Source organism: Kitasatospora sp. NPDC096147 (genome assembly GCF_044763225.1).
Lineage (GTDB): Bacteria > Actinomycetota > Actinomycetes > Streptomycetales > Streptomycetaceae > Kitasatospora.
In genome coordinates this window covers 64683-91394 of the sequence record NZ_JBIWFX010000009.1, presented here as the reverse complement: position 1 = coordinate 91394, position 26712 = coordinate 64683, and the positions used below count along the sequence as shown (strand labels likewise).

28 protein-coding genes are annotated in these 26712 nt (G+C 74.3%); 11 read left to right on the top strand and 17 right to left on the bottom strand.

What is annotated here, in order from left to right:
* Nucleotide 1: 1 nt before the first annotated feature.
* The 3 genes from ACIRBX_RS26180 to ACIRBX_RS26170 all read right to left on the bottom strand — a co-directional run bounded on the left by ACIRBX_RS26180 (nt 2) and on the right by ACIRBX_RS26170 (nt 2479).
* Entirely contained in the window at nt 2-958 is a 957-nt protein-coding gene (locus ACIRBX_RS26180; RefSeq protein WP_402300022.1) for an ATP-binding cassette domain-containing protein, read from the bottom strand.
* A gap of 88 nt (nt 959-1046) precedes the next feature.
* Nucleotides 1047-2201: a glycosyltransferase gene (locus tag ACIRBX_RS26175; RefSeq protein WP_402300020.1), complete on the bottom strand. Its 1155-nt coding sequence runs from the start codon at nt 2199-2201 to the stop codon at nt 1047-1049.
* Complete coding sequence (locus ACIRBX_RS26170; protein WP_402300017.1) at nt 2198-2479, bottom strand: hypothetical protein; 282 nt, start codon at nt 2477-2479, stop codon at nt 2198-2200. The genes ACIRBX_RS26175 and ACIRBX_RS26170 overlap by 4 nt, the downstream gene beginning before the upstream one ends.
* A gap of 98 nt (nt 2480-2577) precedes the next feature.
* On the opposite strand from ACIRBX_RS26170, the gene ACIRBX_RS26165 reads away from it, so the two are divergent.
* From ACIRBX_RS26165 to ACIRBX_RS26150, 4 genes are all read left to right on the top strand, one after another.
* The gene (locus tag ACIRBX_RS26165) at nt 2578-3510 is read left to right on the top strand and encodes a 3-oxoacyl-[acyl-carrier-protein] synthase III C-terminal domain-containing protein (RefSeq protein ID WP_402300015.1); all 933 of its coding nucleotides are present in this window, start codon (nt 2578-2580) and stop codon (nt 3508-3510) included.
* A 67-nt stretch (nt 3511-3577) separates the two neighbouring features.
* Entirely contained in the window at nt 3578-3880 is a 303-nt protein-coding gene (locus ACIRBX_RS26160) for a phosphopantetheine-binding protein (RefSeq protein ID WP_402300013.1), read from the top strand.
* A 4-nt stretch (nt 3881-3884) separates the two neighbouring features.
* Entirely contained in the window at nt 3885-4739 is an 855-nt protein-coding gene (locus ACIRBX_RS26155; protein WP_402300012.1) for a hypothetical protein, read from the top strand.
* Complete coding sequence (locus ACIRBX_RS26150) at nt 4736-5455, top strand: 4'-phosphopantetheinyl transferase family protein (protein WP_402300010.1); 720 nt, start codon at nt 4736-4738, stop codon at nt 5453-5455. The genes ACIRBX_RS26155 and ACIRBX_RS26150 overlap by 4 nt, the downstream gene beginning before the upstream one ends.
* Nucleotides 5456-5529: 74 nt before the next feature.
* On the opposite strand, the gene ACIRBX_RS26145 is transcribed toward ACIRBX_RS26150, so the two are convergent.
* From ACIRBX_RS26145 to ACIRBX_RS26115, 7 genes are all read right to left on the bottom strand, one after another.
* The gene (locus tag ACIRBX_RS26145; RefSeq protein WP_402300008.1) at nt 5530-5790 is read right to left on the bottom strand and encodes a hypothetical protein; all 261 of its coding nucleotides are present in this window, start codon (nt 5788-5790) and stop codon (nt 5530-5532) included.
* An 88-nt stretch (nt 5791-5878) separates the two neighbouring features.
* Nucleotides 5879-6286, bottom strand: coding sequence for a hypothetical protein (locus ACIRBX_RS26140; protein ID WP_402300006.1), 408 nt, complete (start codon nt 6284-6286; stop codon nt 5879-5881).
* Nucleotides 6287-7168: 882 nt separating this feature from the next.
* Complete coding sequence (pcaB, locus tag ACIRBX_RS26135; RefSeq protein WP_402300005.1) at nt 7169-8599, bottom strand: 3-carboxy-cis,cis-muconate cycloisomerase; 1431 nt, start codon at nt 8597-8599, stop codon at nt 7169-7171.
* Nucleotides 8596-10530, bottom strand: a complete 1935-nt coding sequence (locus ACIRBX_RS26130; protein WP_402300004.1) for an FAD/NAD(P)-binding protein — start codon at nt 10528-10530, stop codon at nt 8596-8598. The genes pcaB and ACIRBX_RS26130 overlap by 4 nt, the downstream gene beginning before the upstream one ends.
* A 254-nt stretch (nt 10531-10784) precedes the next feature.
* Complete coding sequence (locus ACIRBX_RS26125) at nt 10785-11285, bottom strand: GNAT family N-acetyltransferase (protein ID WP_402300003.1); 501 nt, start codon at nt 11283-11285, stop codon at nt 10785-10787.
* Nucleotides 11282-12610 (bottom strand): DUF6271 family protein, encoded by a 1329-nt coding sequence (locus ACIRBX_RS26120; RefSeq protein ID WP_402300001.1) that lies wholly within the window; start codon nt 12608-12610, stop codon nt 11282-11284. Before ACIRBX_RS26120 ends, ACIRBX_RS26125 begins: the two co-directional genes overlap by 4 nt.
* A 300-nt stretch (nt 12611-12910) precedes the next feature.
* Nucleotides 12911-13162: a type B 50S ribosomal protein L31 gene (locus tag ACIRBX_RS26115; protein WP_402299999.1), complete on the bottom strand. Its 252-nt coding sequence runs from the start codon at nt 13160-13162 to the stop codon at nt 12911-12913.
* A 123-nt stretch (nt 13163-13285) separates the two neighbouring features.
* Here ACIRBX_RS26115 and rpmB point away from each other — a divergent pair, with 123 nt between their 5' ends.
* The 3 genes from rpmB (at nt 13286) to rpmF (ending at nt 15039) form a co-directional block, all read left to right on the top strand.
* Complete coding sequence (gene rpmB / locus ACIRBX_RS26110) at nt 13286-13522, top strand: 50S ribosomal protein L28 (protein WP_402299998.1); 237 nt, start codon at nt 13286-13288, stop codon at nt 13520-13522.
* 79 nt (nt 13523-13601) lie between these two features.
* Nucleotides 13602-14765 carry a CobW family GTP-binding protein gene (locus ACIRBX_RS26105; RefSeq protein WP_402300358.1) on the top strand — a complete coding sequence of 388 codons (1164 nt, stop codon included), beginning with the start codon at nt 13602-13604 and terminating at the stop codon, nt 14763-14765.
* A 109-nt stretch (nt 14766-14874) separates the two neighbouring features.
* Complete coding sequence (gene rpmF, locus ACIRBX_RS26100) at nt 14875-15039, top strand: 50S ribosomal protein L32 (RefSeq protein ID WP_402299996.1); 165 nt, start codon at nt 14875-14877, stop codon at nt 15037-15039.
* A gap of 40 nt (nt 15040-15079) precedes the next feature.
* Here the strand turns inward: rpmF and ACIRBX_RS26095 are convergent, their stop codons facing one another.
* Complete coding sequence (locus ACIRBX_RS26095; protein ID WP_402300356.1) at nt 15080-16255, bottom strand: PP2C family protein-serine/threonine phosphatase; 1176 nt, start codon at nt 16253-16255, stop codon at nt 15080-15082.
* A gap of 525 nt (nt 16256-16780) precedes the next feature.
* Here ACIRBX_RS26095 and ACIRBX_RS26090 point away from each other — a divergent pair.
* Both ACIRBX_RS26090 and ACIRBX_RS26085 read left to right on the top strand, forming a co-directional pair.
* Nucleotides 16781-16990 carry a hypothetical protein gene (locus ACIRBX_RS26090; protein WP_402299994.1) on the top strand — a complete coding sequence of 70 codons (210 nt, stop codon included), beginning with the start codon at nt 16781-16783 and terminating at the stop codon, nt 16988-16990.
* Nucleotides 16987-17868, top strand: a complete 882-nt coding sequence (locus ACIRBX_RS26085; protein WP_402299993.1) for a hypothetical protein — start codon at nt 16987-16989, stop codon at nt 17866-17868. The genes ACIRBX_RS26090 and ACIRBX_RS26085 overlap by 4 nt, the downstream gene beginning before the upstream one ends.
* A gap of 13 nt (nt 17869-17881) precedes the next feature.
* Here the strand turns inward: ACIRBX_RS26085 and ACIRBX_RS26080 are convergent, their stop codons facing one another.
* The 3 genes from ACIRBX_RS26080 to ACIRBX_RS26070 form a co-directional block, all read right to left on the bottom strand.
* Nucleotides 17882-18247, bottom strand: coding sequence for an excalibur calcium-binding domain-containing protein (locus tag ACIRBX_RS26080; protein WP_402299991.1), 366 nt, complete (start codon nt 18245-18247; stop codon nt 17882-17884).
* A gap of 1 nt (nt 18248) precedes the next feature.
* On the bottom strand, nt 18249-19823 hold the full coding sequence (locus tag ACIRBX_RS26075; protein ID WP_402299990.1) for a prepilin-type N-terminal cleavage/methylation domain-containing protein: 1575 nt from the start codon (nt 19821-19823) through the stop codon (nt 18249-18251).
* Nucleotides 19824-19894: 71 nt separating this feature from the next.
* The gene (locus ACIRBX_RS26070) at nt 19895-20530 is read right to left on the bottom strand and encodes a hypothetical protein (RefSeq protein ID WP_402299987.1); all 636 of its coding nucleotides are present in this window, start codon (nt 20528-20530) and stop codon (nt 19895-19897) included.
* A 299-nt stretch (nt 20531-20829) separates the two neighbouring features.
* On the opposite strand from ACIRBX_RS26070, the gene ACIRBX_RS26065 reads away from it, so the two are divergent.
* A complete protein-coding gene (locus tag ACIRBX_RS26065) occupies nt 20830-22059 on the top strand; it encodes a molybdate ABC transporter substrate-binding protein (RefSeq protein WP_402299986.1) in 1230 nt (409 codons plus the stop codon).
* A gap of 135 nt (nt 22060-22194) precedes the next feature.
* A complete protein-coding gene (locus ACIRBX_RS26060; protein ID WP_402299985.1) occupies nt 22195-24231 on the top strand; it encodes an FG-GAP-like repeat-containing protein in 2037 nt (678 codons plus the stop codon).
* A 302-nt stretch (nt 24232-24533) separates the two neighbouring features.
* Here ACIRBX_RS26060 and ACIRBX_RS26055 read toward each other — a convergent pair whose 3' ends face one another.
* The 3 genes from ACIRBX_RS26055 to ACIRBX_RS26045 all read right to left on the bottom strand — a co-directional run bounded on the left by ACIRBX_RS26055 (nt 24534) and on the right by ACIRBX_RS26045 (nt 26560).
* The gene (locus ACIRBX_RS26055) at nt 24534-25085 is read right to left on the bottom strand and encodes a PadR family transcriptional regulator (protein WP_402299984.1); all 552 of its coding nucleotides are present in this window, start codon (nt 25083-25085) and stop codon (nt 24534-24536) included.
* Between the two features lie 145 nt (nt 25086-25230).
* Nucleotides 25231-26055 (bottom strand): prepilin peptidase, encoded by an 825-nt coding sequence (locus tag ACIRBX_RS26050; RefSeq protein WP_402299982.1) that lies wholly within the window; start codon nt 26053-26055, stop codon nt 25231-25233.
* A gap of 124 nt (nt 26056-26179) precedes the next feature.
* A complete protein-coding gene (locus tag ACIRBX_RS26045; protein ID WP_402299980.1) occupies nt 26180-26560 on the bottom strand; it encodes a type IV pilin protein in 381 nt (126 codons plus the stop codon).
* Nucleotides 26561-26712: the final 152 nt, after the last annotated feature.

Here is a 26712-nt window from a genome sequence, read left to right as displayed (position 1 = left end):
GTCAGGACTGGTCGATGGAGCGGCCGGTGCGGGCCAGGAACACGTCGTCCAGGCTGGGCCGTTGGAGCTGGACGGTCTTCGGGACCACGCCCGCCTCGCCCAGCACGCGCAGCAGCAGCGGGATGGCGGCGGCGCCGTCGTCCAGGTAGAGCCGCAGGCCGTCCTCGCCCTGCGGCTCCAGCCGGTGCAGGTAGGGCTGGCCGCGCAGCGCCTCGGTGGCGGTCCCGCTCTGCTCGGCGGTGGTACCGAGCAGCACGACGTCACCGGAGACCTCGCGCTTGAGCGCCTCGGCGGTGCCCTCCGCGACCACCTGGCCGTGGTCGACGATCGCGACCCGGTCGCAGAGCGCGTCGGCCTCCTCCAAGTAGTGGGTGGTCACCACCACGGTCATGCCCTCGGTGCGCAGCCGCTCGATCTCGGCCCACACCTGGCTGCGGCTGACCGGGTCGAGACCCACCGTCGGCTCGTCGAGGAAGAGCACCTGCGGGGAGTGGATCACCCCGAGGGCGATGTCCACCCGGCGGCGCTGGCCCCCGGAGTAGGTGCTGCACGGCCGGTCGGCGAAGTCGGTGAGCTCGAACGCCTTCAGGGCGTCCTCGGTCAGCCGGTGCGCCTCGGCCTTGCCGGTGCCGTACATCCGGGCCTGGAGCACCAGCTCCTCGCGGGCCGTGACGGTGTCCCCGGTGCCGCCGCCCTGGGCGACGTAGCCGATCCGGGCGCGGACGCCGGCCGGGTCGGTCAGCAGGTCGGCGCCGGCGATCCGGGCCTCGCCGCCGGTGGGGCGGATCAGGGTGGCGAGCATGCGCAGGGTGGTGGTCTTCCCGGCGCCGTTGGGCCCGAGGAGTCCGAAGATCTCGCCGGCCTCGATCTCCAGGTCGATGCCGCGCACGGCGTCGACCGGGGTGCGGCCGCGTTTTCCGGACGGATAGGACTTGCGCAGTCCCTTGGTCTCGATCAAGCCAGAACTCCCGTACAGGGATGCGGAATGTATGCGTCCGGATTCACCATAGGTGCTCCGTCCGTCGGAGGCAATGGACTAGACCATTTCAGCCCGCCAGGGTCTCCAGGCGGTCGGCGGCGGTCACCGCCCCGCCCCCGGCCAGCAGTTGACGGCCGATCAGCCCGGCCGCCGTGCGGTAGGAGGGCTCGGCAAGCACCCGGTGGAGCCGCTCGGCGATCACCTCGGGGGCGGCCCGGGCGAACGGCACCCGCAGCCCGGCCCCGGCCTCGGCGACCTGCCGGGCCACCAGGGGCTGGTCGTTGCGGATCGGCGCCATCAGCAGCGGGACGCCGTGCGCCAGCGACTCGCCGACGGTGTTCATCCCACCATGGCAGAGCACCGCGTCCAGCGCGCCCTTCGCCAGCAGCTCCAGGACGGGTGCCCGATCGACCACCAGCACGGAGTCCGGAAGGTCCTCCGGCAGTGCCCCGCGGGGCGCCGCCACCACGGCCTGGACACCCTCGCCGGCTCGGGCCAGGGCCCGGACGGTGCGGTCCAGGAAGTCCGCGCCGATCGCGTCCGACAGGGTCCCCATGGTGACCAGGACGGTGCGGCGGGCCGGGTCCAGCCGCTCCCACGGGAAGTGCGGATCGGCCGGACGCTCGGTCAGCACCGGCCCCACCAGGGCGTGCTGCGGCAGTTCGGGCAGGTCGCCGAGCAGCGCCCGGCCGGTGGTGGCCACCACCAGGTGCGGGGAGAACCGGGGGTCGGTGTACTCGGCGGCGGGCAGCCGGGCCCGCTCCCAGAGCCGCTCCAGGTGGCCCGTCATCCACGCCTCGACCTGCGGCAGCGCCCGGTAGGGGCGGCCGAGCTCCAGGGCCCCGGGGGCGAAGCTCGCCCAGGGCAGGCCGTGGCGGTGCGCGATCAGCGCGCCGGCCGGGGTGTACTGGTCCACCAGCAGCACGTCCGGCCGGTACTCCCGCACCACCGCGTCCAGCGGCTTGGTGGTGAACTTGGCGTACGGGACGACGAACCCCTCCCACAGCGCCCGGATCGAGGCCAGGCCGTGGCCGCCCAGCGCCCGGAAGGCCCGGTTACCGGTGCCGAAGACCCGGGCCTCCGGGCCGAGCAGTGGCTCCAGCACCGTCTCGGCGCCGGTCCAGGCCACCTCGTGGCCGCGCGCCGACAGCTCCTGCGCGATCCCGGCGGCCGGGTTGACGTGTCCGGTGAGCGGGGGCATCACCAGCAGGAAGCGGCTCATCGGCGCACCAGCTCCGCGAGGTCGGCGACGGTCAGTGCGGCCAGTCCGTCCAGGTCCAGGCCGGCCCGCAGCGCTGCCAGGTCGGCCCCGAAGCGCTCGCGCAGCAGGGTGTCCAGCACCGCGAACTCGCATTCGTCGAGCGCCAGATCGGCGTCGAGTCGGGCCTGCGGGGCGATCGACTCTGCCCATTCGGGCAGTGCGTCGGCGGCTTCGACCAGCAGCGCGACGAGCTCGGGATCGAGATCGGGGTGTACGAAGGAAGGCCGGGAATCAGTCATCAGGGGGCTCCACCTGCTCGACGGCACGGGGGCGAAAGGGAGGTCACCGGCTCAGTGATCACTTGTGCGACCCGCCGGGCGTGGGAATACTAGCCCGGGTGACCGCTCTGGAGGCAGTGGCCGTCCACCTCCCCCCACGTCTCGAATCGATCGAGGACGTCGGCGCGCGGATAGGCCTGACCCCACGTCAACTTCGACTCTTCCGCCGCTTCCACGGCCTGGACCAGGTACGCCTGGACCCGGACGGGACGCTGCTCGACCTGCTGGACGCCGCCGTCCGGGCGCTGCCCGAACTGCGCGGCAACGAACACCGGGTCCGGTACCTGCTGCACGCGCGCAGCATGCCGGTCGCGGTGCCGTACCCGCTCAACCCGCTGCACGAGCTGGCCGGGCGCTTCGGCCTCGGCCACGCCAACGCCTTCACCGTCAGCCAACAGGCGTGTGCCACCTCGCTGCTGGCCGTCGACCTGGCCGGCCGGCTGCTGGCCGACGACGGTGACCCCGAGGCGCTGGCCCTGGTGCTGGCGGGCGAGAAGACCTTCACCCGGGACGCCCAGATCGTCCCGGACACCTCGGTCTTCGCCGAGGCCTCGGCGGCCTGCCTGGTCAGCGCCGACGGCGAGCGCGACCGGGTGCTCTCGTACGCGGTCCGCCAGCGGCCCGAGTTCGACGGCCGGCTGGCCGAGGACCCGGATCTGCTCAACCGCTACCTGCGGGAGTACCAGCCGACCATGATCGAGGCCGTCCAGGCCGCGCTCGACCAGGCTGGTCTAAACCTCTCCGAGATTTCTCTGCTGCTTCCCCACAACGTCAACCAGGCTTCCTGGCGCATGATTTGCCGCGAGTTGGACTATCCTGTCGAACAGGTCGTGCTGGACAACGTGCCTGCCGTGGGGCACAGTTTCGCTGCAGACGCCTTCGTCAATCTCCGCACCGCCACCACGGGCGGAACGCTCCGGCCGGGCGATCACTACCTGATCGCCGCCGCCGGCGTCGGCGCGACCTTCTCGGCCATGGTCATCCGGCACTGACACGCTGCCGCCGGGCTGCCGAAGCGCCCCGGGGCCATCTCACTCACGACGGAACGGTTCTTCACCCATGTCGGACTCTGTCATCCCGCCCGCCACCGCAGTGGTCGACCCCGAGCTGCGCGAGCGCATCGTGCTCGGCATCAAGGACGCGCTGCCCCGGGTGCTGGGCCGCGAGGTCCCCGAGGACCTGGAGAACGTCTGCTTCTTCACCGACCTCAGCCTCACCTCCGCGAGCACCATCGAACTGGTCCTGGAGATCGAGGAGTTGCTCGACATCCAGGTGAACGTCGAGAAGGTCTCGCTGGACGACCTGCGCTCGATCGACCGGCTCGCGGACTACGTCGCCGGGCACCTCGTCGAGCAGGACTGACCCGGTGCCCGCTGCCGCCGGGGCCCGGGGCCTGAGCGTCACCCGGGCGCTCGCCGCGCGGTTCGACGGCCACGCCGAGACCGCGCTCCACCCCGAACTGCGCGCCTACGTCGGCGACCTGGTCCGCCCGTACGGACTGCCGCTGCGCGAGGACGTGCTGAGCGAGGGGGCCGGGCAGGACTACGGGCGGATGGCGGCCGACCTGCTCGGCCAGGTGCTGGCCGAGGACGAGCCGGCCGACCTGCTGATCCTCGCCCACTCCGCCCACGACGTCCGGCCCGGTGCCCCCACCGCCCTCTACCTCAGTCGGCACTGCCCCGGGCAGCCGACCGCCTTCTCGGTCTGCGACCAGGGGAGCTCGGCCGCCTTCACCGCACTGCGGCTGGCCTCCGCCCACCACCGCACCGGCGGCTGCCGACGCGCGGTGATCGTGCTCGCGGAGCAGAGCGCGCTGCCCTACCAGCCCGCCGGGCCGGTCGACCTGCCCAAGGAGCACCGCGCCGTGGTGCTGGTCTGCGAGGAGCGCCCGGCACCGGGGCTGCGGGTCCGGCAGGAGTCGGGGACGACGGGCCCGGCGGCCCTGCGCGCCGCACTGGCCGAGCGCCGTGAACTCGGCGCCGGGACCGATCTGTTGTTGGCCTCGGAGTTGGCGGCTGAGCTGGCGGCTGAGCCGACGGCGGACCCTCGCGCCGGGGCAGCCCCGGAGAGCGTCGAGGCTGCGGCGCCGGGGCAGCCGTTCACCGGTGTGTGGACCCTGCTGGCCGACCGCCTCGCCCGGCGGCCGGAGGACGTCGGCCCGCTGTTGGTCGCCGACCACGACCGGCGCCTGGGACGGCTGAGCACCCTGGCACTGGCGTGAAGCCGGGTGCCCGGGCCGCCGCCCCCGGCGACGTGATCGACCTGTGGGTGGTCCCGATCGACCAACCCCCGGCCGTGGTCGGCCGGCTGCGCGGACTGCTCGACCCCGAGGAGCGGACCCGGGCGGACCGGGCCCACGACCCCGCGCAGGGCGCCCGGTTCACGGTGGCGCGCGGCGTCGTCCGCCTGCTGGTCGCCGAGCGGCTGGGCATCGGCGCTGCCGAACTCGTCTGGCAGCACGGCCCGCACGGCAAGCCCGCCCCCCTCCTCCCGTCGGCCTCCGACCGGATCCAGGTCAACTGGTCCGGTTCGGGGGCCCTCGCCGTGCTGGCGATCGCCGAGGGACGCCGGGTCGGCGCGGACGTCGAGGAGGTCCGCCGGCCGGGCGTCGGCGAGCGGATCGCCCGCCGTCACTTCCCGCCGCTGGACGCCGCGTCGGTCCTGGACGCCCGCACGCCGGAGGAGGGCGCCGACCGGTTCGCCGAGCTCTGGTGCCGCCGCGAAGCCTGCGTCAAGGTGCACGGCGCCCGGCTCGCCCAGGGCCTCGGCCTCCCGCTGGCCGGTCCGTCGCCGGTGCGGCTCGGCGATCCGGGCGCGTTGGGGCCGGGACCGCTCTGGGTGAGCGACGTCCCGGTGCCCGGCCCGTACCGCGCGGCGGTCGCCGCCGATCTCGACCGGCCCTTCACGGTCCGTCAGCACGACTGGGTGCCGGGGTAGTCGGCCGCCCGTGCGGCGTGGCGGTGCTTGGAGCTTCATGGCACGGGCACGGGCACGGGCGGCCGAGTGGGGCGCTATCCGAAGACCGTCCGCAGGGCGCGGAGCGCGCCCGTGACGGCCGTCCGCAGCGGTCGTGCCGACGGAGTGGCGACGGTGACGGTGGCGTTCGGGGGCGGCGGCGTCCGGTGGGTCACGGACGGTGCGGGCGTGGTCCCCGCGTCGGGCGCGGGCTGGGCCGCGGGAGCCGACCGGGCGGGGCGCGCGGGGTGGACGGTGGACTGCCGGGCGGCCTCGGCGCGCACGAACGCGCCCATGGCGAAGTAGTGGTCGGGCATGGCGGAGCTCTCCTGCGGACGTGCCGGTGTGCGGACGGGGTGCGGCGGCACGCCGCGCCCGGGTCGGGCCGGCGGCGTGCGGGCGCCCTCAGCAGCGCAGGACCGTCAGGGAGTTGAGCGTGGGGCGTGGGGCGTCCGGCGCCCGGTGGCAGGTCTGCGGTCGGTCCGGGGCGGCGGTGACACTGACGGTCACGGCGGACAGTGCCGTGCGCACCTGGGGGGTGGCGTGCCCCCTCTTGTGCGCGTCCACCGCACACTGCCCGGGGCCCGGCCGGTCGGCGCCGGTCAGGTCCGGGTGGGGCAGCCCCGCGTCGTCCGGTGTGGCGGGCACGCCGGGTGGGGAGCTCGCCGTCAGCACGGTGCGGCAGTGGTCAGGGTGAGCCGTCGTCAGGTCCTGCTGGCTGGTGGACAGGATCGCCTGGAGCAGAGCCAGGGTGGCCAGCAGCGCGGCGACGTAGCGGGGGAGGGCCGGACGGCCGAGGTCGAAGCGCGCCATCCCCAGCACCTCCCGCCGTCTCGCCTCTCCGGGTAACGAAGTGATGCCCAGATGGACACGCTGCGTGACGGAAGGGCGGTGAATCTCACCCGATCCGGTGAACCGGGCGGCGGCCACCCGTGGGTCGGTGGGCGTCTGACGGCCCGTCGGGCCCACGGGGTGCCTGGCCCGTGGACAACCGGGTGGGCGAGGGCGGGGTGGGCGGGACGGCACCCTGGCCCGATCGGTGCCCCGACCGGTTGCCCGGGCAGGCCGGCGGGCATGGCGGGGCAGACCGCGAAAGCCGGGCCGCACGGGCTGGGCAGGACGGGAGCCTGGCCTGCGGGCACCCGGGTGTGCGCGGGCGGTACGAGGCAGGAAGCCAAGGCGGGCGGGATGTGCCGGGCCTACCGGTTGGCTTGCCGGGCGGTGGGGACCCTTGGCTCGGTGGGCGTCTGACGGCCCGTCGGGCCTACCGGGCGCCTGGCCGGTAGACGACCGGGTGGGCGAGGGCGGAGTGGGCGGGGCGGCACTCCTGCCCGATCGGTGCCCCGACCGGGTACCCGGGCAGGCCGGCGGCCATGGCGGTGCAGACCGCGAAGCCGGGCCGCACGGGCTGGGGGGGCCAGCGCCTGGCCTGCGGGCACCCGGGTGTGCGCGGGCGGCACGAGGCAGGAAGCCAAGGCGGGCGGGATGTGCCGGGCCTACCGGTTGGCTTGCCGGGCAGCCGGGCAGCCGGGCAGCCGGGCAGCCGGGCAGCCGGGCAGCCGGGCAGCCGGGCAGGCACGCGGGTATGACGGGCAGGCCGCTGCGCCAGCCACACGGGCTGGGCGACGGAGGCGGGACGGCAGCGCCGGAGCCGGGGCCGCGCTTCGCACGGCCCCGGGCGGGCTCAGGGCGGGGTCAGGGCCGTAGGGCCCGGTCCACCAGGGGCTCCGCGACCCCGAGGTAGTCCTCCGGGCGGCACAGTGCGGTCAGTGCCTCCGGGGTGAACCGGTCCTTCAGCTCCGGGAGTTCGGCCAGCACCGCGGCCAGCCCCCGGCCGGTGGCCGCAGCCGTCGCGGCGGCCCGGGAGGACAGGGCGCGGGCGGCGGCCCGGCCGAGGCGGGGAGCGAGGACGGCGGAGATCCGCTCCGAGACGATCTGACTGCCGGTCAGCGCGAGGTTGGCGGCCATCCGCTCGGGCCGCACCTGGAGGCCCTCGGCCAGCTCGACCGCCGTGTGGGCGGCGCCGCCGGTCAGCCGGAGCGCCTCGCGCAGCAGCTGCCACTCGGCGTGCCAGACGCCGCCGGAGCGCTCGTCCTCGGTGACCAGACACTGCGTCAGGCCGGCCGCGATGACCGGCACCTGGAGCGCCGCGCTGCGGACCAGGGTGGAGAGCACCGGATTCTGCTTGTGCGGCATGGCCGAGGAGGCGCCGCGCCCGGCGACCGGCTGCTCAGCCACCTCGCCGAGCTCGGTCCGGGTCAGCACCTGGACGTCCACGGCCAGCTTCCCGAGCGCCCCGGCCGTGAAGGCCAGCGCTGCGGCCAGGTCGGCGATCGGGGTGCGCAGGGCGTGCCAGGGCAGGACCGGCCGGGCCAGCCCGGTCTCGGCGGCGAAGCCGTCGACCAGGCGGTCGAGGTAGCCGGCCGGGTCGTCGTCGGTGGCCGGGTCGGCGGCGCGGGCGTTCTCCAGGTAGCCGGCCAGCGTGCCGGCCGCGCCGCCCAGCGAGACCGGCAGGCCGGTGCGCTCGACCAGCTCCAGCCGGTGGTCCGCGTCCAGCACCAACTGCCGCCAGCCGGCCGCCTTCAGGCCGAAGGTGGTCGGCACCGCCTGGAGGGCGAGGGTCCGTCCGGCGATCGGCGTGGAGCGGTGCTCCTCGGCCAGGCGGGCGAGCGCCCCGGCCACCTGCGCCAGGTCCGCCCGGATGATCCGCAGGGCGCGCGCCGCGACCAGCATCGCCCCGGTGTCCAGGATGTCCTGGCTGGTCGAGCCGGAGTGGACGTACTCCGCCGCCTCGGGGTGCTCGGCGGCCACCACCTCGGTCAGGGCCCGGACCAGGCCGACCACCGGATTGGCGGTCTCCCGGGAGGCCAGCGCCAGGGCCCGCACGTCGAAGTTCCCGACCTTGGCCAGGGCGGTGACGGCCTCGGCCGCCGCTGCGGGGACCACCCCGAGCTTCGCCTGGGTGCGGGCCAGCGCGGCTTCGGCGTCCAGCATCGCCTGCAGCCAGGCCCGGTCACCGACCGCCGCCTCGACCGGGGTGCCGGCCCGGACCGGCGAGAGCAGACCGGTGTCCGCCTCCGCCACCGTCTCCACCGATGCCTCGGACGGCACGGTCTCGGATGTCACGCGCTGGCTCCAATCCTGTCGGTCTCCTGCTGCTCCACCGGGTGGAGGGCCAGTATCGCGCGGGCGATCGCGTCCGAGTCGCCCAGGGTCACCGAGTCCACCCCGGGCCGGGTCCCGGCCGCCGTGACCCAGTGCACGCCCTCGGTGGGCACCCCGTACGCGAACCGGTGCGGGTGTGCGCGCCCCGCCGCGTCGACCACCCGGTACGGACGGTCCGTCACGTGCAGCCCGCCGGTCTGGTGGCCGTCGGCGCCCGGGGTCCGGTACGGGACGGCCTGGCCGCTGTCCAGCAGGTGCCGCAGCAGCGGGTCGGTGGTGCGGCGCAGGTCGGGCTCGGGCAGCCGGGCCTCGATCAGCACGGTGGCCACCACCTCCGGTCCGGGCACCCGGCCGGAGCGGGCGACGAAGGCGCGCCGGGCGGCGTCGACCTCCACCGTCGTTCCGGGGCCGGTGAGTTCGAGCACCCCCGCCTCGATCAGGGCGATCATCTGCTCGATCCGGGCGGCCGGCGGGCCGATCGACAGGAAGGCGTTCAGCGGGCTGTACCAGCGCTCCAGGTCCTCGCGGTGCGACCCGCCGGCCAGCCCGCCGTGGTCCACCGCGAGCCGGATCTCGTTGCGCAGGTCACGCAGCACGTCGAGGGCCGCCTTCAGCGGTCCCCGGACGTTGCCGGCCCGGGCCTCCCGGAGGTCCTGCTCCAGGTACCCCAGCAGCCAGGAGCGGAAGCCTGCGCGGTCGGCGAACTCCCGGCCCTCGCAGGGCCGGGCGAGGGTGTCCCAGTGCCAGTGGTCGGCCTCGTCGATGCCGTACGCGTGCAGCAGCTCGGCCCGGTGGTCGGCCTGCTCGGCGGCCAGGTAGAGCTCGGCGAACGGCTCGCGGTCGGCCGGGCGGCCCCGGAGCTCCAGCAGCGCGCCGTAGTACACGCTCTCCACCTCGCGGGCGATCAGCGGCCAGAGGTCCCGGCGGAAGTCGAGCGGGGTCTCCCGCTGCCGGAGCGCGCCGACGTACTCGGCCGTGAGCAGCTTCGGGAAGTACCGGCCGTAGGCGCCCTTCTGGTTCTCGCCGCGTGCCTGGTAGGGGACCCCGCGCCGCGAACTGGCGTACAGCACGGGCTCCTTGCCGGAGGCCCGGTAGACCAGCCGACCGCCTTCGCGGGCGAAGGTCCCGCCCCGGCCCTCGGTCAGCAGCGCCAGGTGGTCGAAGAAGTTCAGCCCGAGGCCGCGCAGCAGCACGTGCTCGCCGGGCCGGATGCCGCTGAGGTCGGCGTCGGCCGGGTTGCCCGGCGGCAGGTAGCCGAGTCCGAGCGCCGCCGCGTCCTCGGTCAGCTGCCGCTCCTGCGGGGTGAGTTCGGCCGGCACGTGGCCCAGGGCGAGCACCACCGCGTCCAGCCCGTCGAGCGTGCTGCCGTCGGCCAGCCGTACCTGCTGCGCCTCGTGGCCGGAGAGCGCGACGGCCTTCGTCCGGTGCACCCGGACGGTGACGTGCTCCGGGGCGTGGTCCACCACGCCGCGGAACATGGCCTGGAGGTAGGCGCCGTAGAACGCGCGGGTGGGGTAGGAGTCCGGCCCGGCCCCCGCCGCCTCGGCGAGCATCCCCGGCTCGGCCCCGAACGGCGTCCGGGCCCACTCGTAGAGGCTCGGCCCCGGCGCGATCGGACCGTCGATCCGCACGCTGTCGTCGGTGAAGACCGTGACCTGGGAGGTCACCGTGTTCATCAGCAGGTGCCTGGACTGGTCGGTGCGCCAGACCGCGCCCGCGCCGGGCGGGTGGGGGTCGACCAGGTGGATGGTCAGCGGGCTCGGGGAGGGTGCGGTCCGCTCGTTGGCGCAGAGCCGCTCCAGCACCGAGAGGCCGCGGGGGCCCGCACCGATCACGCAGACGGTCCGGTGGCCGTGGTCCGATGGGACCGGGGCCGTGTGAGTGTCCCTCACCGGGCTCCCTCCTGTTTTTGGCGTTGCGGAATACCGGCAACGTGCGTCTGGAGTGAGGGAGCTCTCGACCACGGCTGAAAGATGATCGACATCCTGCCCAGCGCCCGGCGCCGGAGTCAATGCCCCTCCCGAACTACCCTTGTACGAAAGGGGTGTTGATGACGTGCTCGCGACGAAGGCGAGCTCCCTCCGGAGCGGGCCGCCTCCCCGGCGCGGCCGTCGTCGGCGGCGTGCGGGGAGGCGACCTCCGGGGGTCAGTGCAGCGGCATCGACATGTAGACCGCGCGCCGTCCGTACGAGGCGGGCAGGGCCACCTCGCGGTTCGAGCGGAAGCCGAGCAGCCGGGCCAGGATCTCCGAACCGCGCACCGCGACCATCGAGAGGCTCTGGTAGCCCAACTCGTCGGCCTTGGAGCGGAATTCGACCATCAGGACCTCGGCGAGGTTCTGGCTGCGCAGCTCCTTGGCGATCACCACGTCGTGCACGTGCAGGTTCTCCGAGGTGAAGACGGTCTCCTCGACCCGGGAGAGGTCCGGGCACTGCAGCAGCGGGTACGGCAGGCTGAGCAGGTAGCCGCAGACCGCGCCGTCCCGCTCCAGTACGAAGCAGGTAGTCGGCGAGGCGACGGCGCGCGACATCAGCGCCTCGCGGCCCTCGGACAGGCCGTCGGCGGCGTAGGCGTCGTGCTCCAGCTCGACCACCACGTCCCAGTCCCGGTCGGCCAGTTGGCGGACCAGGTAGTCACCCTCGCTCACCGGCTCGCCCCGTCCGCGGCGGGGTAGAGGCCCTCGGTGCGGGCGGCGGCGGCCATCGGGGCCCAGGCCTCGATCAGCACGGCCCAGAGCTCGGCGTCCTTCTGGGCCTCGTCCAGCAGCCGCTGGCGCCGCTCGGCGACCACGTCGGCGAGCTCGGCGTACTTGCCGCCCAGCTTGCGGTACGAGCGCTCCACCTCGTCCAGGCAGTGCTCGTTGCCGGCCCGGTCCGCGTCGAAGGTGTCGCGCACCATGGCGAGGATCGGCTCGACCTTCAGCTCGTACCGCTCGTCCAGCAGGTCGCTGCCCGCGTCCCACATCGCGCCGTACACCGGGTACAGGTAGAGCATCGAGAGCAGCAGCTTCACGTACCGGAGCTGGTAGTTGACGAAGCCGGCGCCGGTCTTGCGCTCGGGGGTGTAGTAGTTGACGATGTGCCGGTTGTGCACCACGCCGGCCGACTTGGAGTGCACCAGGGCGTGCAGCAGGGCGTAGTCGCAGCCCAGGGTGTCCAGGGCGGGGAGCAGCGGCAGCTTCTCGTAGGCCCGGTGGTCCAGTGCGACGTTGCACATGTAGACCTTCCAGATGTCCGGCACGCCGATGACCGACTCGTCGGTCACGAACGGCTCGGCGCCGACGCCCTTGAAGGACAGGTCCACCATCGCGTCCCGGTCCTCGTCCGACCAGGCCGGCGGGGTCCACAGGCGCACCAGGTCGTGGTAGACCTGCGGGTCCAGCTCGCGGATCTCGCCGATGTCCACGTTGAGTTCGCCGAGGAACGAGCCGCTGACCACCATCACCGGCTTCTCGGTGTCGGCCGGGTCCAGCTCGGAGACGGTCACCCCGGCCGCCGCCTGGCCGGCCGGCTTGCCGATCGAGAGCAGCTCGGAGTGGATCGGGTAGACCTTCTGCCCGTCCTGGGTCTGGTACTCGAAGTCGTCGTTGCGCAGGTGCACCGAGGTGCACTCCAGGGCCGCGGCGCCGAGGAACAGCCGGTTCACGCAGGAGCCGTAGGCGACGCCCTGAGGGAGCATCAGGTCCAGCAGCAGCTCCGGGTCGTGGGCGGAGCCGGAGCGCTCGGCGATCCGGAGGAAGAACTCCCGCTGCTGCGCGTTCCCGAGGTGGTGGACGTGCACGCCGGGGGTGGCGGGCAGGGTGGCCACCGCGTCCGCGTTCTTGGCGAACGAGGCGTCGTCGGTGGTGTCCAGCACGAGCAGGTGCACCTCCGCCCCGAAGGTGGCGACGGCGTAGGCCGCCTCCTCGGCGAGGTCCACGATGGTCTCGGGGCAGGGGCGCATGGTGGGCAGGGCCAGGCAGACTCGTTGCATGCTGCGGGCTTCTCCGTCTGATCGTCAGATTCGGTGCGGAGGTCGTCAGTTGACGGAGGGACGGCGGCCCCGCCGGGGCCTCGCCGCGCAGCAGCTCCGCGCGTGCGCCGAGTGGCCCCGGCTCCGGGTCGCGAGGGTCCGCCGGACTCGTGCGTACGACCTTGCCCTACCAAAATGGACTAGACCAACTTCGCTGTCAACGACGGACGGGTGGGGATCGGGTGACGGCTGCCGACACTGCCCGAACGGGCAGCCCCTCCTGCCCGCGCGCGGAGCGGAGGGGCTGCCGGTTCGCGCAGGTCAGCCGCGGGTGGCGCCGTACCGGCGCTCGAACAGCTCGACCCGGCCGGCGGTGTCGAGCACCCGGCTCTTCCCGGTGTAGAAGGGGTGGCTCGCGGAGGAGACCTCGACGTCGATCACGGGGTAGGTGCGGCCGTCCTCCCATTCGACCGTCGTGCTGCTGGTCATGGTCGAGCGGGTGAGGAAGGCGAGGCCGCCGGCCTTGTCGCGGAAGACGACGGGACGGTACTCGGGGTGGATGCCGGGCTTCACGGGTGCTCCTGGGGTCGTACGGGCTCGGGGAAGTGCCGATGTGGCCACCATAGCAAAATGAAATCCATTTTCATGTAGAGTCCTCCGCATCGACCCCACCCCGTCCGGAACGGAGCACCCACCATGTCCGCCCACTGCCAACTCACCGGCCGCAAGCCGGGATTCGGGAACGCGATCTCGCACTCGCACCGCCGCACCCCGCGCCGCTTCGACCCGAACATCCAGCGCAAGCGCTACTGGCTGCCGAGCGAGGGGCGCCACGTCCGCCTCACGCTCAGTGCCAAGGGTCTGAAGACCGTCGACCTGATCGGGATCGAGGCCGCCGTCGCCCGGATCCGGGCCCGAGGGGAGAAGGTCTGATGGCCGGTCGGACCACCCTGCCCGCGACGGCCCGTGCCGGGCGGTCGCCCGGCCTGCGGAGGTCGATCCGGTGAGCCCGGTGCCCGCCCACCTCCGGCTCCCCGTCGTCCTGGTCGCCGGCCTGCACCGGGCCGAACGGCGCCGCGCCGTCCAGGAGTTGCTGGACACCGGGGGCAACGCCGTGGTGCTCCACCACGACCTGCGGGACGCCGACCGGGGCACCGTCCGCCGGGAGCTGCGGGACGCCGCCGGGGTGCTCGACACCGGAGAGCTGCCGCTGGTCGGCGGCTGCCCCTGCTGCACCGTGCGGGAGGACCTGCTGCCGCTGCTCGCCGAGCTGGCCGAGGGCGGTGAGCACGGCCTCGCGGTGGTCGAGCTCTGGGGCGGCAGCGATCCGCGCCCGGTGGCCGAGGTGCTCGCCGGGGGCGAGGTGGCCGGCCGCCCGGTCGGCCGGCTGATCGAGCTCGCCGGGGTGGTCACGGCCGTCGACCCCGACCGGCTGATCGGCGAACTCTCGGTCCCCGACGAGCTGTCCGAGCACGGCGAGCACACCTGCGCCGACGACACCCGCACCCGCGCCGAGGCGCTCGCCCACCAGATCGAGTACGCCACCACCGTCGCCCTCGCACGCGGCGGACCGGCCGGGCTGGCGATGCTGCGCCAGCTCCACCCCACCGCGCGGCGGGTGCTGCTCGGCACCGGCGAGCTGCTCCGGGCCGCGCTCGGCGGCTTCGACGCCCCGGCCGCCCGCGACCGGGTCGATCCGGCGCTCGCCCTGCTGCCCCAGCAGGCCGACGAGTCCGGCGTGGCCACCCTGGTGTGGGAGCGGCGCCGGCCCCTGCACCCCGGACGGCTGCACGCGGCGCTGGAGCTGCTGGTCCCGGCGGCCCAGCGCAGCCGGGGCCGGTTCTGGCTGGCCAACCGCCCCGAGCTGATGCTGGGCTGGGACGCGGCCGGGGCCAACCTCGTGGTCGAGGAGTGCGGCCCCTGGCTGGCAGCGCTGTCGGACGCCGCCTGGGACCGCCACCCACCCGGGCGGCGGGCCGCCGCCGCCCTCGACTGGCACCCCCGGCACGGCGACCGGATCCAGCAACTCGCCTTCGTGGCCGAGGGGCTGGACATCGACGGGATCACCGAACTGCTGGACTCCTGTCTGCTCACCGATGCCGAACTGCTGGCGGGCGAGGCCGGTTGGAGGGCGCTCCCGGACGCCTTCGCGGACCTGCTCGAACCCGTCGCCTGACCTGACCCACCGCACCGCACCGGCGGCGGTGGTGGGGGACCAGGCCCGAGCGTCGCCGTCCTGCACCACTACCCGCTGACCATCCGTCACCACCCGAAGGAGCGCCGACATGGCCGTCCCCAAGCGCAAGACCTCCCGCAGCAACACCCGCCACCGCCGCGCCCGTTGGAAGGCCACGGTGCCGCAGCTCGTCCCGGTCACCGTCGACGGCCGCGAGCACCTCGTCCCGCGCCGGCTGGCCAGGGCCTACGAACGGGGGCTGCTCACGCCGTGACCGGGTGGGACCGCGCCGAGCGGCCGGCGCGGGAGGCCAACTACGGGGTGGGACCGTGCCAGTCCAGGCACATGACGGTGGCGTCGTCCTTCACCGCACCTGCGCAGGCTTCGGTCACGGCCGAGACCAGGGCGCGGACCACCTCGCGGGGATGCAGGTCGGCGGTGGCGAGCAGGAGCGCCGGCAGGTCGACCTTGCCGGCGTCGCGCTCCTGCATGCCGTCGGTGTGCAGCAGCAGCCGGTCACCCGGACGCAGGTCGAGGGCCTGGACCCGGTAGCGGTCGGGGCGTTCGGCCTCGACGCCGAACGGGAGGTCGATGAGCACGTCGACCTCCCGGACGGCACCCGCGCGCAGCAGCAGGGGCCAGGGGTGGCCGGCGTTGACGAGGTGCGCGCCGGAGCCGTCGAGGGCGATGCGCAGGAGCTGGCCGGTGGCCAGGGTCTGGCGGCCGTGGTCGAGGAGGGCCTGGTGGACCTGGAGGGCCTGCTCCGCCAGGCCCTCTCCGGCGCGGCGGGCGCCCCGGGAGGCGTTCACGAGGAGGGTGGCCATCAGGGAGGCGCTGGTGTCGTGCCCCATGGCGTCGGTCAGGGACAGGTGGAGCGTGTGGTGGTCGAGGGAGTAGTCGTAGGTGTCGCCGGCGATGTCGGAGGCCGGGACCAGCGCGCAGGCGAGGGTGAACTCGGGCGCCTCGCAGCAGGGGGCCGAAGGCAGGAGCTGACTCTGGATCTCGGCGGCCAGGCTCACGGTGGTGGTGCGGTTGCCCCAGTGGTAGAGGTCGGTGAAGCGCCGGTCCGCGATGAGGAGGTAGGCCAGCGCGTGGGCGGCCTCCCGGATCTGCTGCAGGACCTCGTCGGTGACGTGGCCGAGGAAGAGTTCGAGGACGCCGATGGTGTCACCCCGGTTGGTGACCGGCGCGAGCACCCGCTGCTCCCCGTCGTCCTCGGCGGCGGCGACGAGCGTCTGGGTGCGCAGGACGGTGTCGTAGACGGTGCCCGCGTCGAGGGGGATGTGCTCGGCGTAGCGGTGCGGACCTGACGCGGCGTCGTCGTCGACGCGCAGCAGGCGCTGGCCGACTCCGTCGACGAACAGGAACGAGACCGACCTCGCCTCGAACCGCTCGCGCAGGTTCCGCGCCACCACGTCCAGGGAGCGCACCGGTGCGGCCTCCTCGCCCGCCGCCAGCACGTCCGCCAACTCGATCCGATCCCGCGCCACATCTGCCTCCCGGAATTGCTCCACGACCATCTTCCCCGCACCTCGTCCGACACACCCGGCGCCGCACCCCACCGGTGGCCGTCGGTTCCGGCACAGGCACAGGCGCATGGGTCCGCACCCCGCCGGGTAGCCGCGTGAGCAGCCGGAACGAGCCGGTGGACCCGAGCGAGCGGACGGAGAGCGCCGTGGCCGCCCCGACCGCTCGTGCACCGTGTCAGGGGGTGGAGTGCGTCGATGTCCTCGGTCCTCCTGCCGTCCGCTCCGCGTCCTCGCGCCGGTCTTCGTCGTCGCTGCCCTGCTGCGCCCCGGGGGCTGGTCGGCGATCCGCCGTGTCCCAGGGGTGGCGCGGGCCCGCAGGCAGCTCACGGAGCGTCACCTGCGGGCGGGCCGGGCAGGGCTTCGCCGGGATCGGCTGACCGTTCGTCAACCACCCGGTGCCGCACCGGGCGACCGCCCTTGACGGGAGGCGGGCATGGTCCTTCCATGGTGGTCTGATCGGGGGCATCTGCTGTTCGGAGGGGACCCATGGCTCTGACCTCGGCGCAACGGACCAAAGTGATCCTGGCGGCCCTGGCCACGGCGGCGGCCATCGCCACCGCCCTGATCGGCCTGTTCGCCACCGGCTTCATCGGCGGCGACAGCAACACCTGCAGCGGCACGGCGGCGTGCGGGCGGAACAACACCGTCACCACCAACGGGGACCCGGCGACCCCGTCCGGCGGGGCGGGCGGATGAGCCCCGTCCGTGCCGTGGGCGCGGCCGGTCTGGCGCTCTGCCTCGCGCTGCCGCTCGCGGCCTGCACCAGCAACCACTGCACGGGATCGGCCACCTGCGGCAACGAGAACAGCAGGGTGGAGGCTCCGACCGGCGGCCCGTCGTCGGCATCGGCCCCCTTCACCTTCACGGTGGAGCAGGTGGACCCGTGGGACGCCTGCGCCGGCGGCCGGGGCAAGGTCTACCTGCGCGCTCCGGACCGGTCGGAGGTCGCCGCGCAGTTGGACGCGCGGCAGCTCACGACCAGCGCGGAGCGGGAGGAGCAGCAGCGGGCGCGCGCGGCCTTCGACCGGCAGCACGACGCCGTGCCCGCCGACTACTCCGTCATCACCCTGACCCTCCGCGGCACCGGCTCCGCCGCCGTCACCATCTCCTCCGTCACCCCCGAGGTGACGGAGCAGAAGCCGGTGCCGCCCGAGGCACTGCGGATCGCTCCGGTGGGTGCGTGCGGCAACAGCAACCTCAGCTCGTTCCTGGTCGACCTGGACCGGGAGCGGCCCGCCCTCGTCTTCAAGGAGGGCGAGGACGCCGACGGCCGCAAGCGGGTGCGCGGCTTCCCGGTCCAGGTCACGCAGAGCGATCCGGAGGTCCTCACGCTCATCCCGCTGACCACCGGCGGACTCCACTCCTTCGCGTTCGTTGTCCACTGGTCCGACGGCTCCGCGCTCGGCACCACGCGGGTCACCGCCACCGACGGGAAGCCGTTCACGGTGGCGTCCGGGAACGGCGCCCACCAGTACGACTACCTGATGCAGGGAGGCGTCTTCACCGAACCGACCTTCCGGATGAACCCGGCGGACCCGCTCGGCGAGCCGCTGCCGTTGACGCCCGCACCGTGACGGCTGCCGGGCGTCACGGCGGCGCGAGCGGTGCGAGCACCGGTGCGCCGTCCAGGTCGGTGAGGTAGTCGCGGGGGACCGGTCGGTGGTCGGCGGGCCCGGGGAGGGCCGGGCAGGCGAGGCCGTCGCCGTCCCGGTCCAGGCCGTTCGGGTCGAGGGCGTCGGCCCGCAGGACGGCCTGGGCGTCCGCCTGGGCCCGGAAGGCGTCGCAGTCGGCCACGTGCCCCCGGTGCACGTAGGGGGTGACGTCGAAGCTGCGGGCCGGCGGCCGGGGTGCGGAGCTGCACGCGGCCAGGGCGAGCGCCGAGGCCGCGGCGGAGAGCGCGAGGAGGCAGCGGCGGGACGCCCGTCGGGCCGTGGGTGGTTGACGGTGCGTCATGTCAGGCCGGGCCCGTCCGGTAGACCGAGACCGTGCCGCGCGTCGCATCGACGGCGTACACCTTCCCTGTGGTGTTGTTGACGGCCAGGGCGGTGAACGTGCCGGGCGCGCCCAGCGGGGCCCGCGTCAGCAGTGTCCCGCCGTCGGTGACCCCGATCCCGCCCGGTGAGCCCTCGCTGTTCTGCTGGGTGACGAAGAGCCGGTTGAAGTTCCGCAGCAGGGCGAACCGGCGGGACTGGTTCCCCGGGGTGAGCACTCCGCAGATCATCGCCTGCCCGGTGACCGTCGTTCCGGTGATCCGGTCGATCCGGCCCCCGCTGGCACCGCAGTTGGAGCCGCCCTCCAGGTGGACGTAGACCGCCCCGGCCGCCGGGTTGTGGACCACGGAGAGCGGTGCGACCGTGCCGCCGAGGTCGTTGATCGCGGTCGAGGACCGGTCGGCGGGATTCACCACGATCGTGGTGGCGACCGGCTTCCACGGGCCGGTCGGGTTCGCCGTGTTCGGCACGCACCGCTTGGCGAGCAGGTAGACCAGGTTACGGGCCGGATCGACGGCGATGCTGCCGCGCAGGCTGTTGGCGAGGAGGACGTCCCCGGCGTTCTTGCCGCAGGTCGAGGTGGTGGGGTACCGGGTCATCAGGGTGGCGGCGTGCGTCCGCGCGTCGATGGCGAACAGGCCGAGGGAGGCCGCGTCGGTGCTGCCGATGCCGAGGTTCGCCTTGGCGAGGTACACGGCGTGGTGGGCTGGGTCGAAGGTGAAGTCCAGGCCGAGCGACGCGCCGGCGATGCCTGCGGCGGGCAGCGGGATCGGCGTCGCCGTGCTGCCGCCGGCCGGGACGTGGGCCACCGCCGAGTCGCCGAGGCTGCCGCCGGCGATGTAGAGGTCGCCGTTCTCGGGGGAGACCGCCAGCGCGACGACGGTGGCGGTGTAGCCGCCGATCCGGGACACCCGGTACCCGTCGGCCGGGTCGATGACGGCGACGCCGCCGATGCCGCCGACGTAGACCCGGCCGGTGCCGGGGTCGGCCGCGATCCGGGTCGGCCCGGAGACGACGCCGGCCAGGGAGATCGGGGAGCCGATCGGGGCGTCGGTGCTGCCGTCGATCACGGTCACGGTGCTGCTGCCGGTGGCCACCGCGTAGGCGCGGCCGGACTTCTCGTCCACCGCGACCTCACTCGGCGTGGTGCCCACCGGGATCGCGTCGGCGGTGGACTCCGTCACGGTGGAGGTGTCGTACAGCGCGAACGAGGACTTCTCGCCCCGCCCGCACCTGCCCTCCTCGCCGACGGTGACCATGTGGTAGACCGGCTCGCCGGTCAGCAGGCCGGCGGTCTTGAGGTCGTCGACCGTCCCGTAGCGTCCGTGCTTCGCGCAGTAGGACTCCTCCGCCGTGCGCAGGGTGGCCGCGTCCGCGCGGATGGCGCTGGTGCGGCCCGTGTCGCCGATGCCCCGGACGGAGACCACCACGACGGCGGCCAGCACGCCGAGGATCACGATGGCCACCAGCAGCTCGACGAGGGTGAAGCCGTCCTGGCGTCCGGTCTGGGGTGCGGAGGGGGGATGGTGCGCAGTCATGGCAGTGGGGGCTTTCCTGGGTTCGGTTCGGCGGGGTTCCGGAGCGGACGCCGACAGGGGATGACGGCGTGTCACGGAGCGCTCCGGCGGACGGGGTTGGGGTCCTTCGGCGCCGGCAGCTCGGGGCAGGCGATGCCGCTCCGGTCCGGGTCGAGGCGGTTCGGGTCGCCCGGTGCGAAGCGCAGCACCGCCTGCGCGTCGGCCTGGCTGGCGAGGTCGCGGCAGTCGTAGGCGTCGGTGCCGTGGCGGAGGAAGTAGCGTGCCTCGAAGGGCCGTTCGCGTTCCGGGCAGCGTGCGCTGCGGGACTCGCCGGGCTCGCAGGGGGCCGTCCGGCCGGTGCGGGTGACGGGGGTGGTGTCCCGTGGTGCGGGGAGCCCCCGGCAGGCGACGCCGCCTCCGTCGTCGAGCCGGTTCGGGTCGCTCGGGTCGGCCCGCAGCACCGCCTGCGCGTCTGCCTGGTTGGCGAAGCCGACGCACTCGAAGGCGTCGCCGTGGGTGGCGTACTGCTGCGGGTCGAAGTCCGCGGCGTTCGGGCAGAGCGCGCTGCGCTGGGTGCCCGGGGTGCACCAGGCGGGGTCGGCCTGCCGGGCCCGGGCCGCCGCGTCCGATCCGTCCCGGGCCAGCGCCACGACCACCAGGGCCGCCGTGGCCAGCCCGAGGACCAGCGCGCCCCAGCGGCCCGCACGGGAACGCGCCAGTCTGCTCAACAGTGCCATCTCACGCCTCTGTTCATCGTGCCGCCCGGCCCCTTCGGTGCGCGTGGCAGCCGGCCGGCTGCCCTCGGGCGCCGGCCGCGCCGCGGGCTGGATGGCTGCATTAGATCCAGGCCCGGCTTGGTTGTCAATGATTGACTACTCGGCGGAGGAGTGGCCACCATCTAGGCATGTGCGGTGCCGTCGTGCCGAGAACCCTCGCAGATGCCAAGGCAGTTCGGGGTTCGTGCGTTCCCACCAACAGGGCGCCCCGTGCGGCGACCGCCGCCATCCGGAACCACGAGGAGTAGCAGATGCAATTGAGGTCGAGGCGTGCTCGGCGCGCCCCGGAGACCGCCCGCACCGCGATCCGCCGGCTTCGCCGCGCCTTCGCGGCGGGTGCCCTGGCGACGGTGCTGGTGGCCGTCGCCTCGCCGGCCGCGTTCGCCACCACGAACGCCCAGGTCGGTATCGCGAACAACATGTACCCGGCGGTGCGCGACCTGAAGGGGACGATCGCCACGCTCGGGTCCTTCACCGCGTTCACCGCGAACACCGCCTCCCAGGTGGGCGGTTACTGGAACAAGCCGGCCATCGACACCACGACGATGCGCGGCATCACCTCGGGCAGCCTGCGCCAGCAGCTGAAGAGCGCGGGCCCGTACACCACCTGCAACCCGTCGTCCTCGAACAACTGCGTGGACGGGCCGCTGCACCTCGACGCGTTCCTCTCGGCCGACGCGGCCAACGTGGACGCGGTCATCCCGACCGTCGACGGCGGGACCTGCACCGCGAGCGGGACGGTCGAGTGCAACGGCACCAGCTCCAGCCGGCACGCGGTGGCCATCGGCCACCTGGCGATCTACAGCTGCAGCGGCAGCTGGGCCGGCTCGACCAAGGGTGACGACCCGTCGAACGCCGGGAGCCCGCCGCTGGCCTTCGGCGCGGACGCCAACGGCAGTGGCAACGGCAAGGCACAGTCGCCCCGGTGCGACGCGTCCCCGATCAGCGGCGGCGCGCCCACCACGATGTCGGGGGTGGTGAGCTGGCTCGCCACGAGCGGTCGCCGGATCGCGGTCGCCGACCCGGCCTCCGCGCCGTTCGGTGCGGCGGCCAAGCAGGCGCTGATCCAGAACGGTTTCACCTGGGTCGCCAGCGGCGTCGGCCAGAACGTCTTCACCGGTAGCGCCTGCGACAGTGCGGGCGCGGCCTGCAAGGTGCGCCTGGAGTCCGGGATCAGCCAGGTCCGGGGCGCGGTGACGGCGAACGCGGGTGGCAACACCCAGCTCGGGCTGGTCGCCAAGTCGAACATCATGCACGTGAGTTGGACCTCCAGCTCGCTGAACGGCACCACCGGCAACGACCCCAACACCTGGACCGAGGTGGACTCCGGCGACTACTCCGGCTACGGGGAGATCGAGCAGTACGGCGTGGCTCTGACCGGTGGCAACGCCGGTGCGGCGGCCGCCTGGGACGACCTGTTCAACACCAAGTGGGACAGCAACAGCACCATCCAGTCGACCCTCGCGGCGTACGGCTTCTAGCCGACCGGGGCCGCCCGCCGCCGGAGCCTCCGGCGGCGGGCGGCCCGGACCGCCGGCACACCACCAGGCAGCACGGGTGGCCGCGGAGTCGGCCACCCCCTCTCGTACGTCCGGCCCTGAGGAGGGGCCACATCCATGGGCAGATCAGTACCTCGGACCCCCGGCCCGGCCGCCCGGCAGCCCGCGCGCGGACGGTCCCGCACGGCCGCGGCCCTCGTCCTCGCGGTAGCGGTCGCGACCGTGCTGCCGGCCGGCGGCACGGCCGTGGCGGCCGGCCCGGACCACACCGCCTTCGCCGCCGCCGTGAACCTGGACGACAACGGCCGGGGCGGCTCGGCCGTCGCGATCGGCGACCTGAACGGCGACGGGAAGCCGGACCTGGTGACGGCGATCCGCGCCGAGGGCCTGGGCGTCCTGCTCGGAACGGGCGGCGGCTTCGGCCCGGTGACGAAGTACCAGGCGCCGCGCACCGTGTCGAGCGTCTTCCTCGGCTCGGTGGCGATCCGCGACCTCAACGGCGACGGCCACCCCGACGTGGTCAGCCACGACGCGCGCGGCAACGTCGCGCTGGTCTGGCCCGGCGACGGCTCGGGCGCCCTCGGCGCCGGCACCAAGGTGCAGCTCAACCCGGTGGCCGGATGCGACAGCACCGGCGACAACCCGTGCGTCGCGCGCTTCCCGACCGGTGTCGCGGTGGCCGACTTCGACGGGGACGGCACCCCGGACCTGGCGACCTCCAACGCGAACACCGACAACGTCTCGGTGGTGCTCGGCCACGGCGACGGCACCTTCGGCCCGGCGGTGCAGGTCGCCCTCGGCGCCACCAACCCGCAGGGCATCGCGGCGGCGGACCTGGACGGCGACGGTGACCAGGACCTGGTCACCGCGAACTCCACCAGCGGCACGCTCTCGGTGCTGCCCGGAGACGGAGCCGGCGGCTTCGGCCCGGCCTCCGGTGTCCCGGCCGGGGTGGCCCTGCCCTCCCGGGTGCTGCTCGCCGACCTGAACGCGGACGGCCGGCCGGACGCGGTGGTGGTGGCGCCCGGCGTGCCGGGCAGCGTCGCGGTGCTGCCCGGCACCGGCAGCGGAGGCTTCGGCCCGGCGAGCGTGCTGTCGGCGGGGACCAACCCCAGCGCCGGGGCGGTGGCCGACCTGAACGGCGACGGTCACGCCGACCTGGTGCTCGCCAGCGCCGACTCGAACGAGGTGGTGGTCCTGGAAGGTGACGGCACCGGTGCGTTCGGCACCCCGCTGGTCTTCGGGCTGGCCGGCGGTCGCAACCCGCAGGCCGTCGCGGTGGGCGACCTCGACGCGGACGGACGCCCCGACCTCGCCACGGCGAACAGCAACAGCTCCCCGGCCTTCGTCAACGACGCGTCGGTGCTGTTCAACCGGACCAACCGGCCGCCGACGGCCGCCGGCGACACGTACGGCCACATCGGGGCGGACACCCCGCTGGTGGTCGGCGCTCCCGGGGTGCTCGGCAACGACACCGACCCCGACGGCGACCCGCTGACGGCCACGCTGGTGACCGGGCCGGCGCACGGCACCCTTACCTTCGGGGCGGACGGCTCGTTCGCCTACCAGCCCGGCAGCGGGTACGTGGGCGCGGACGGCTTCACCTACCGGGTGAGCGACGGCACCGACGACTCCGGCCTCGCGACCGTGACGATCACCGTCACGGCCGGCTGCCACGGCCTGGCCGCCACCATCACCGGCTCCGGGACGGTGAACGGCACCAGCGGCGCCGACGTGATCGTGACCGGCAACGGGAACGACCTGGTCAGCGGGAACGGCGGCAACGACACCATCTGCACCTTCGGCGGCAACGACGCGGTGGCGGCCGGGAGCGGCGCGGACCACGTGGACGCCGGTGACGGCAACGACGCCGTCAGCGGGGGCGACGGGAACGACGTCCTGCTCGGTGGCGCGGGCAACGACGCCGTCAGCGGCGGGGACGGGAACGACCTGCTGAACGGCGGGGCCGGTGACGACGCGCTCTCCGGCGGGGGCGGCAGCGACGTGGTGGTCGGCGGTGCGGGCAGCGACACCCTGGCGGGCGGCAGCGGCACGGACGTCTGCGCCGGTGACGCCAACGGCGGACCGGTGCTGCCCGGCACGGACTCGCTCGCGCCCGGCGCGTCCTGCGAGAGCGTCGTCGAGGTGCCGTAGCCGTGCCGTCACCGGCGGGCCCGCAGGGCGGGTCGCGCCGGGGCCCGGCCCGGTGGTCGCGTCCGTGCGACCACCGGGCCGGGCGTCGTCGGCGGACGTACCCGCCGGGCCGGACGCGACGGCGCCCCACCTCGGCGGGCGGATGCCTGCGGTGGTGGGGCGCCGGGAGTACGGGGTGGGGCGAGCGGGCTGGGGCGAGCGGGGTCCGGTCCGCCGTGGCCGTTCCGGCTGCTGCCGGTCGGGGGGAACGCCGGGCGCGGGGCGCCGACGTGGTTGCCGAGGAAGGACGGCCACGGGCGGACTCAGCCGGTGCCGGCGGCCAGCTTCGCGGCGTCGGCCTCGACGGCGTCGAGGAAGCGGCGGGCGGCCCGGACGTGCTCCAGCCGCCAGGCGTAGATCGCCCGGGCGAGGTGGTACCCGGCGGAGTCCTCCTTGGCGCGCAGGCCGTCCTCGATCTCGTCGATGACGACCCGTTGGCGCTCGACCAGGCGGTTCGGAGCGCTGCCGCGCCGCTTGAGCAGCAGCAGCTTGCACGTCAGCTCGGCGCGGACGTCGAAGAGTTGGGTCACCGGCTCGCCGAGCCAGCCGGTGACGGCGGTCTTCGCCGGGCGGGTGGCCGCGTAGACCATCCGCTGGGGTCCCCGGTTGCCCTCCTCGGCGCCGACCGGTGTGATCAGACCGCGCTCGACCAGCCGGGTGATCGACCGGTAGACCATGGGGCGGGAGACGTACCAGAACTCGCCGATCTCGGCCCCCTCCGCGGTGAGGGTGGCGATGGCGAAGCCGTGGCTGGGCCCTTCGGCGATGAGCGCGAGCACGATCCACTCGGCCAGTGGCAGATCAAGTTCCTTCATGGTGACAGGGTAAGGACCGCCGCCGGGCGGGCCGAGACCCGTGCCCCGGTCGGTCGGTCGGGAGCCCGCCGGACGGTCCGTCAGGGCGTGCCGGGCGGGCGGTCAGGGCGCGCCGGGAGGTCGGTCAGGCCCGTCGGGCGGGCGTTCAGGGTGCGCTGCGGACCGGGAGGAGCGGTGTGACCACCGGGGCGGGGGCGGTCAGGTCCGCGTACCAGCGCAGGACCGGAGCGCCGGCCAGGATGCTGGCGAGGGCCCCGGCGACCAGGAACACCCCGAACGGGAGCCGGGTCTGACGGGTCGCCCGCCCGGTGGCCAGCAGGGCGAGGGCGATCAGCAGGCCGAGGGCGCTGCCGGCCAGCACGGCGAGGACGAGGTGGCCCGGGCCGAGCCAGCCCAGCCCGGTGCCGAGCAGCCCGGCCAGGCGGACGTCCCCGAAGCCGAGCCAGGCCGGCCGTACCCAGTGCAGGGCGAAGAAGACGGCGAAGGCTCCCAGGGCGCAGAGCGCGGCCACGCCGAGGCGCTGCCACTGGCCGGTGGCGGCGGCGGTCGCGAGCAGGCAGGCGGCGGTCAGGACGAGGGTCGGGTGGACCAGGCGGCGGGGGAGCAGGAAGTGCTCGGCATCGCACACGGCCAGGGCCAACAGCCCTGCGGTGAAAACCAGTTGGGCGGGAAGGGTGCCGGAGGGGCCGAACCGCACCGCCTCGGCGGCGAACAGCAGCGCGGTCAGCGCTTCGAGCAGCGGGTAGCGCGCCGGGATCGGGGCCCGGCAGGAGCGGCAGCGGCGGCCCAGCAGGAGCCAGCTGAGCACCGGGACGTTGTCGCGGGCCGCGATCGGCGCGGAGCACTGCGGGCAGGCGGAGCGCGGGTGCACGACGGAGCGGCCGGCCGGGATCCGGGAGGCGGCCACGTTGAGGAAGGAGCCCACCGCGAGCCCCAGGAGGCCGATGAGCGCGACGAGAGCGGGGGGCATGGCGGCGGGGTGTCCTTCGGGGCGGGCCGGGCGGGGCCGGTGGGAGGGGGCGGGCGGCTGCGCAACTGCCGTCGGCCAGGCGGCGGTCGTACCGCCTCCTGGCCGACGTGCGGGCTCGCGCGGATCAGCTGCAGGGGCTGGCCGGGGTGGTGTCGGTGGCGGGCAGCGGGGTCACGGTGTAGGAGCTGCCGGACGGCTTGGCGTCGTACAGGGTGGAGACGGCCGACAGGAATCCGGCGCTCTCCAGCTCCGCCATGGTGGCGTACCGGTTGCGGCCACTGGCGTAGAAGGCCTCCTCGGCGGTCTGGATGGTGGCCTTGTCGGTCCGGCAGGCCGCGCTCTGGCCCTTGTCGTTGATGCCGCGCACGGAGAAGACGACGACGGCGGACAGGATGCCGAGGATCACGATGACCACGAGGAGCTCGACCAGGGTGAAGCCGGCCTCCGGCCGCTCGTGCCGAGCGCGCGTGCGGTGACGCAGGATTCCTTGCGGGTTGCTGAACATCTCTCTCCATCCACGACGGCCGGGGCAGGCGCCGCCGCGTACTAGTAACTACCTGAGTAATCAGCGGCAGACTACTGAGGCGGACAAGGGCCTGCAAGGGTTCGAGGCGGGGAAATCGCCGCCCCTCGGAGGGGCTGGCGATCCGGATGGCG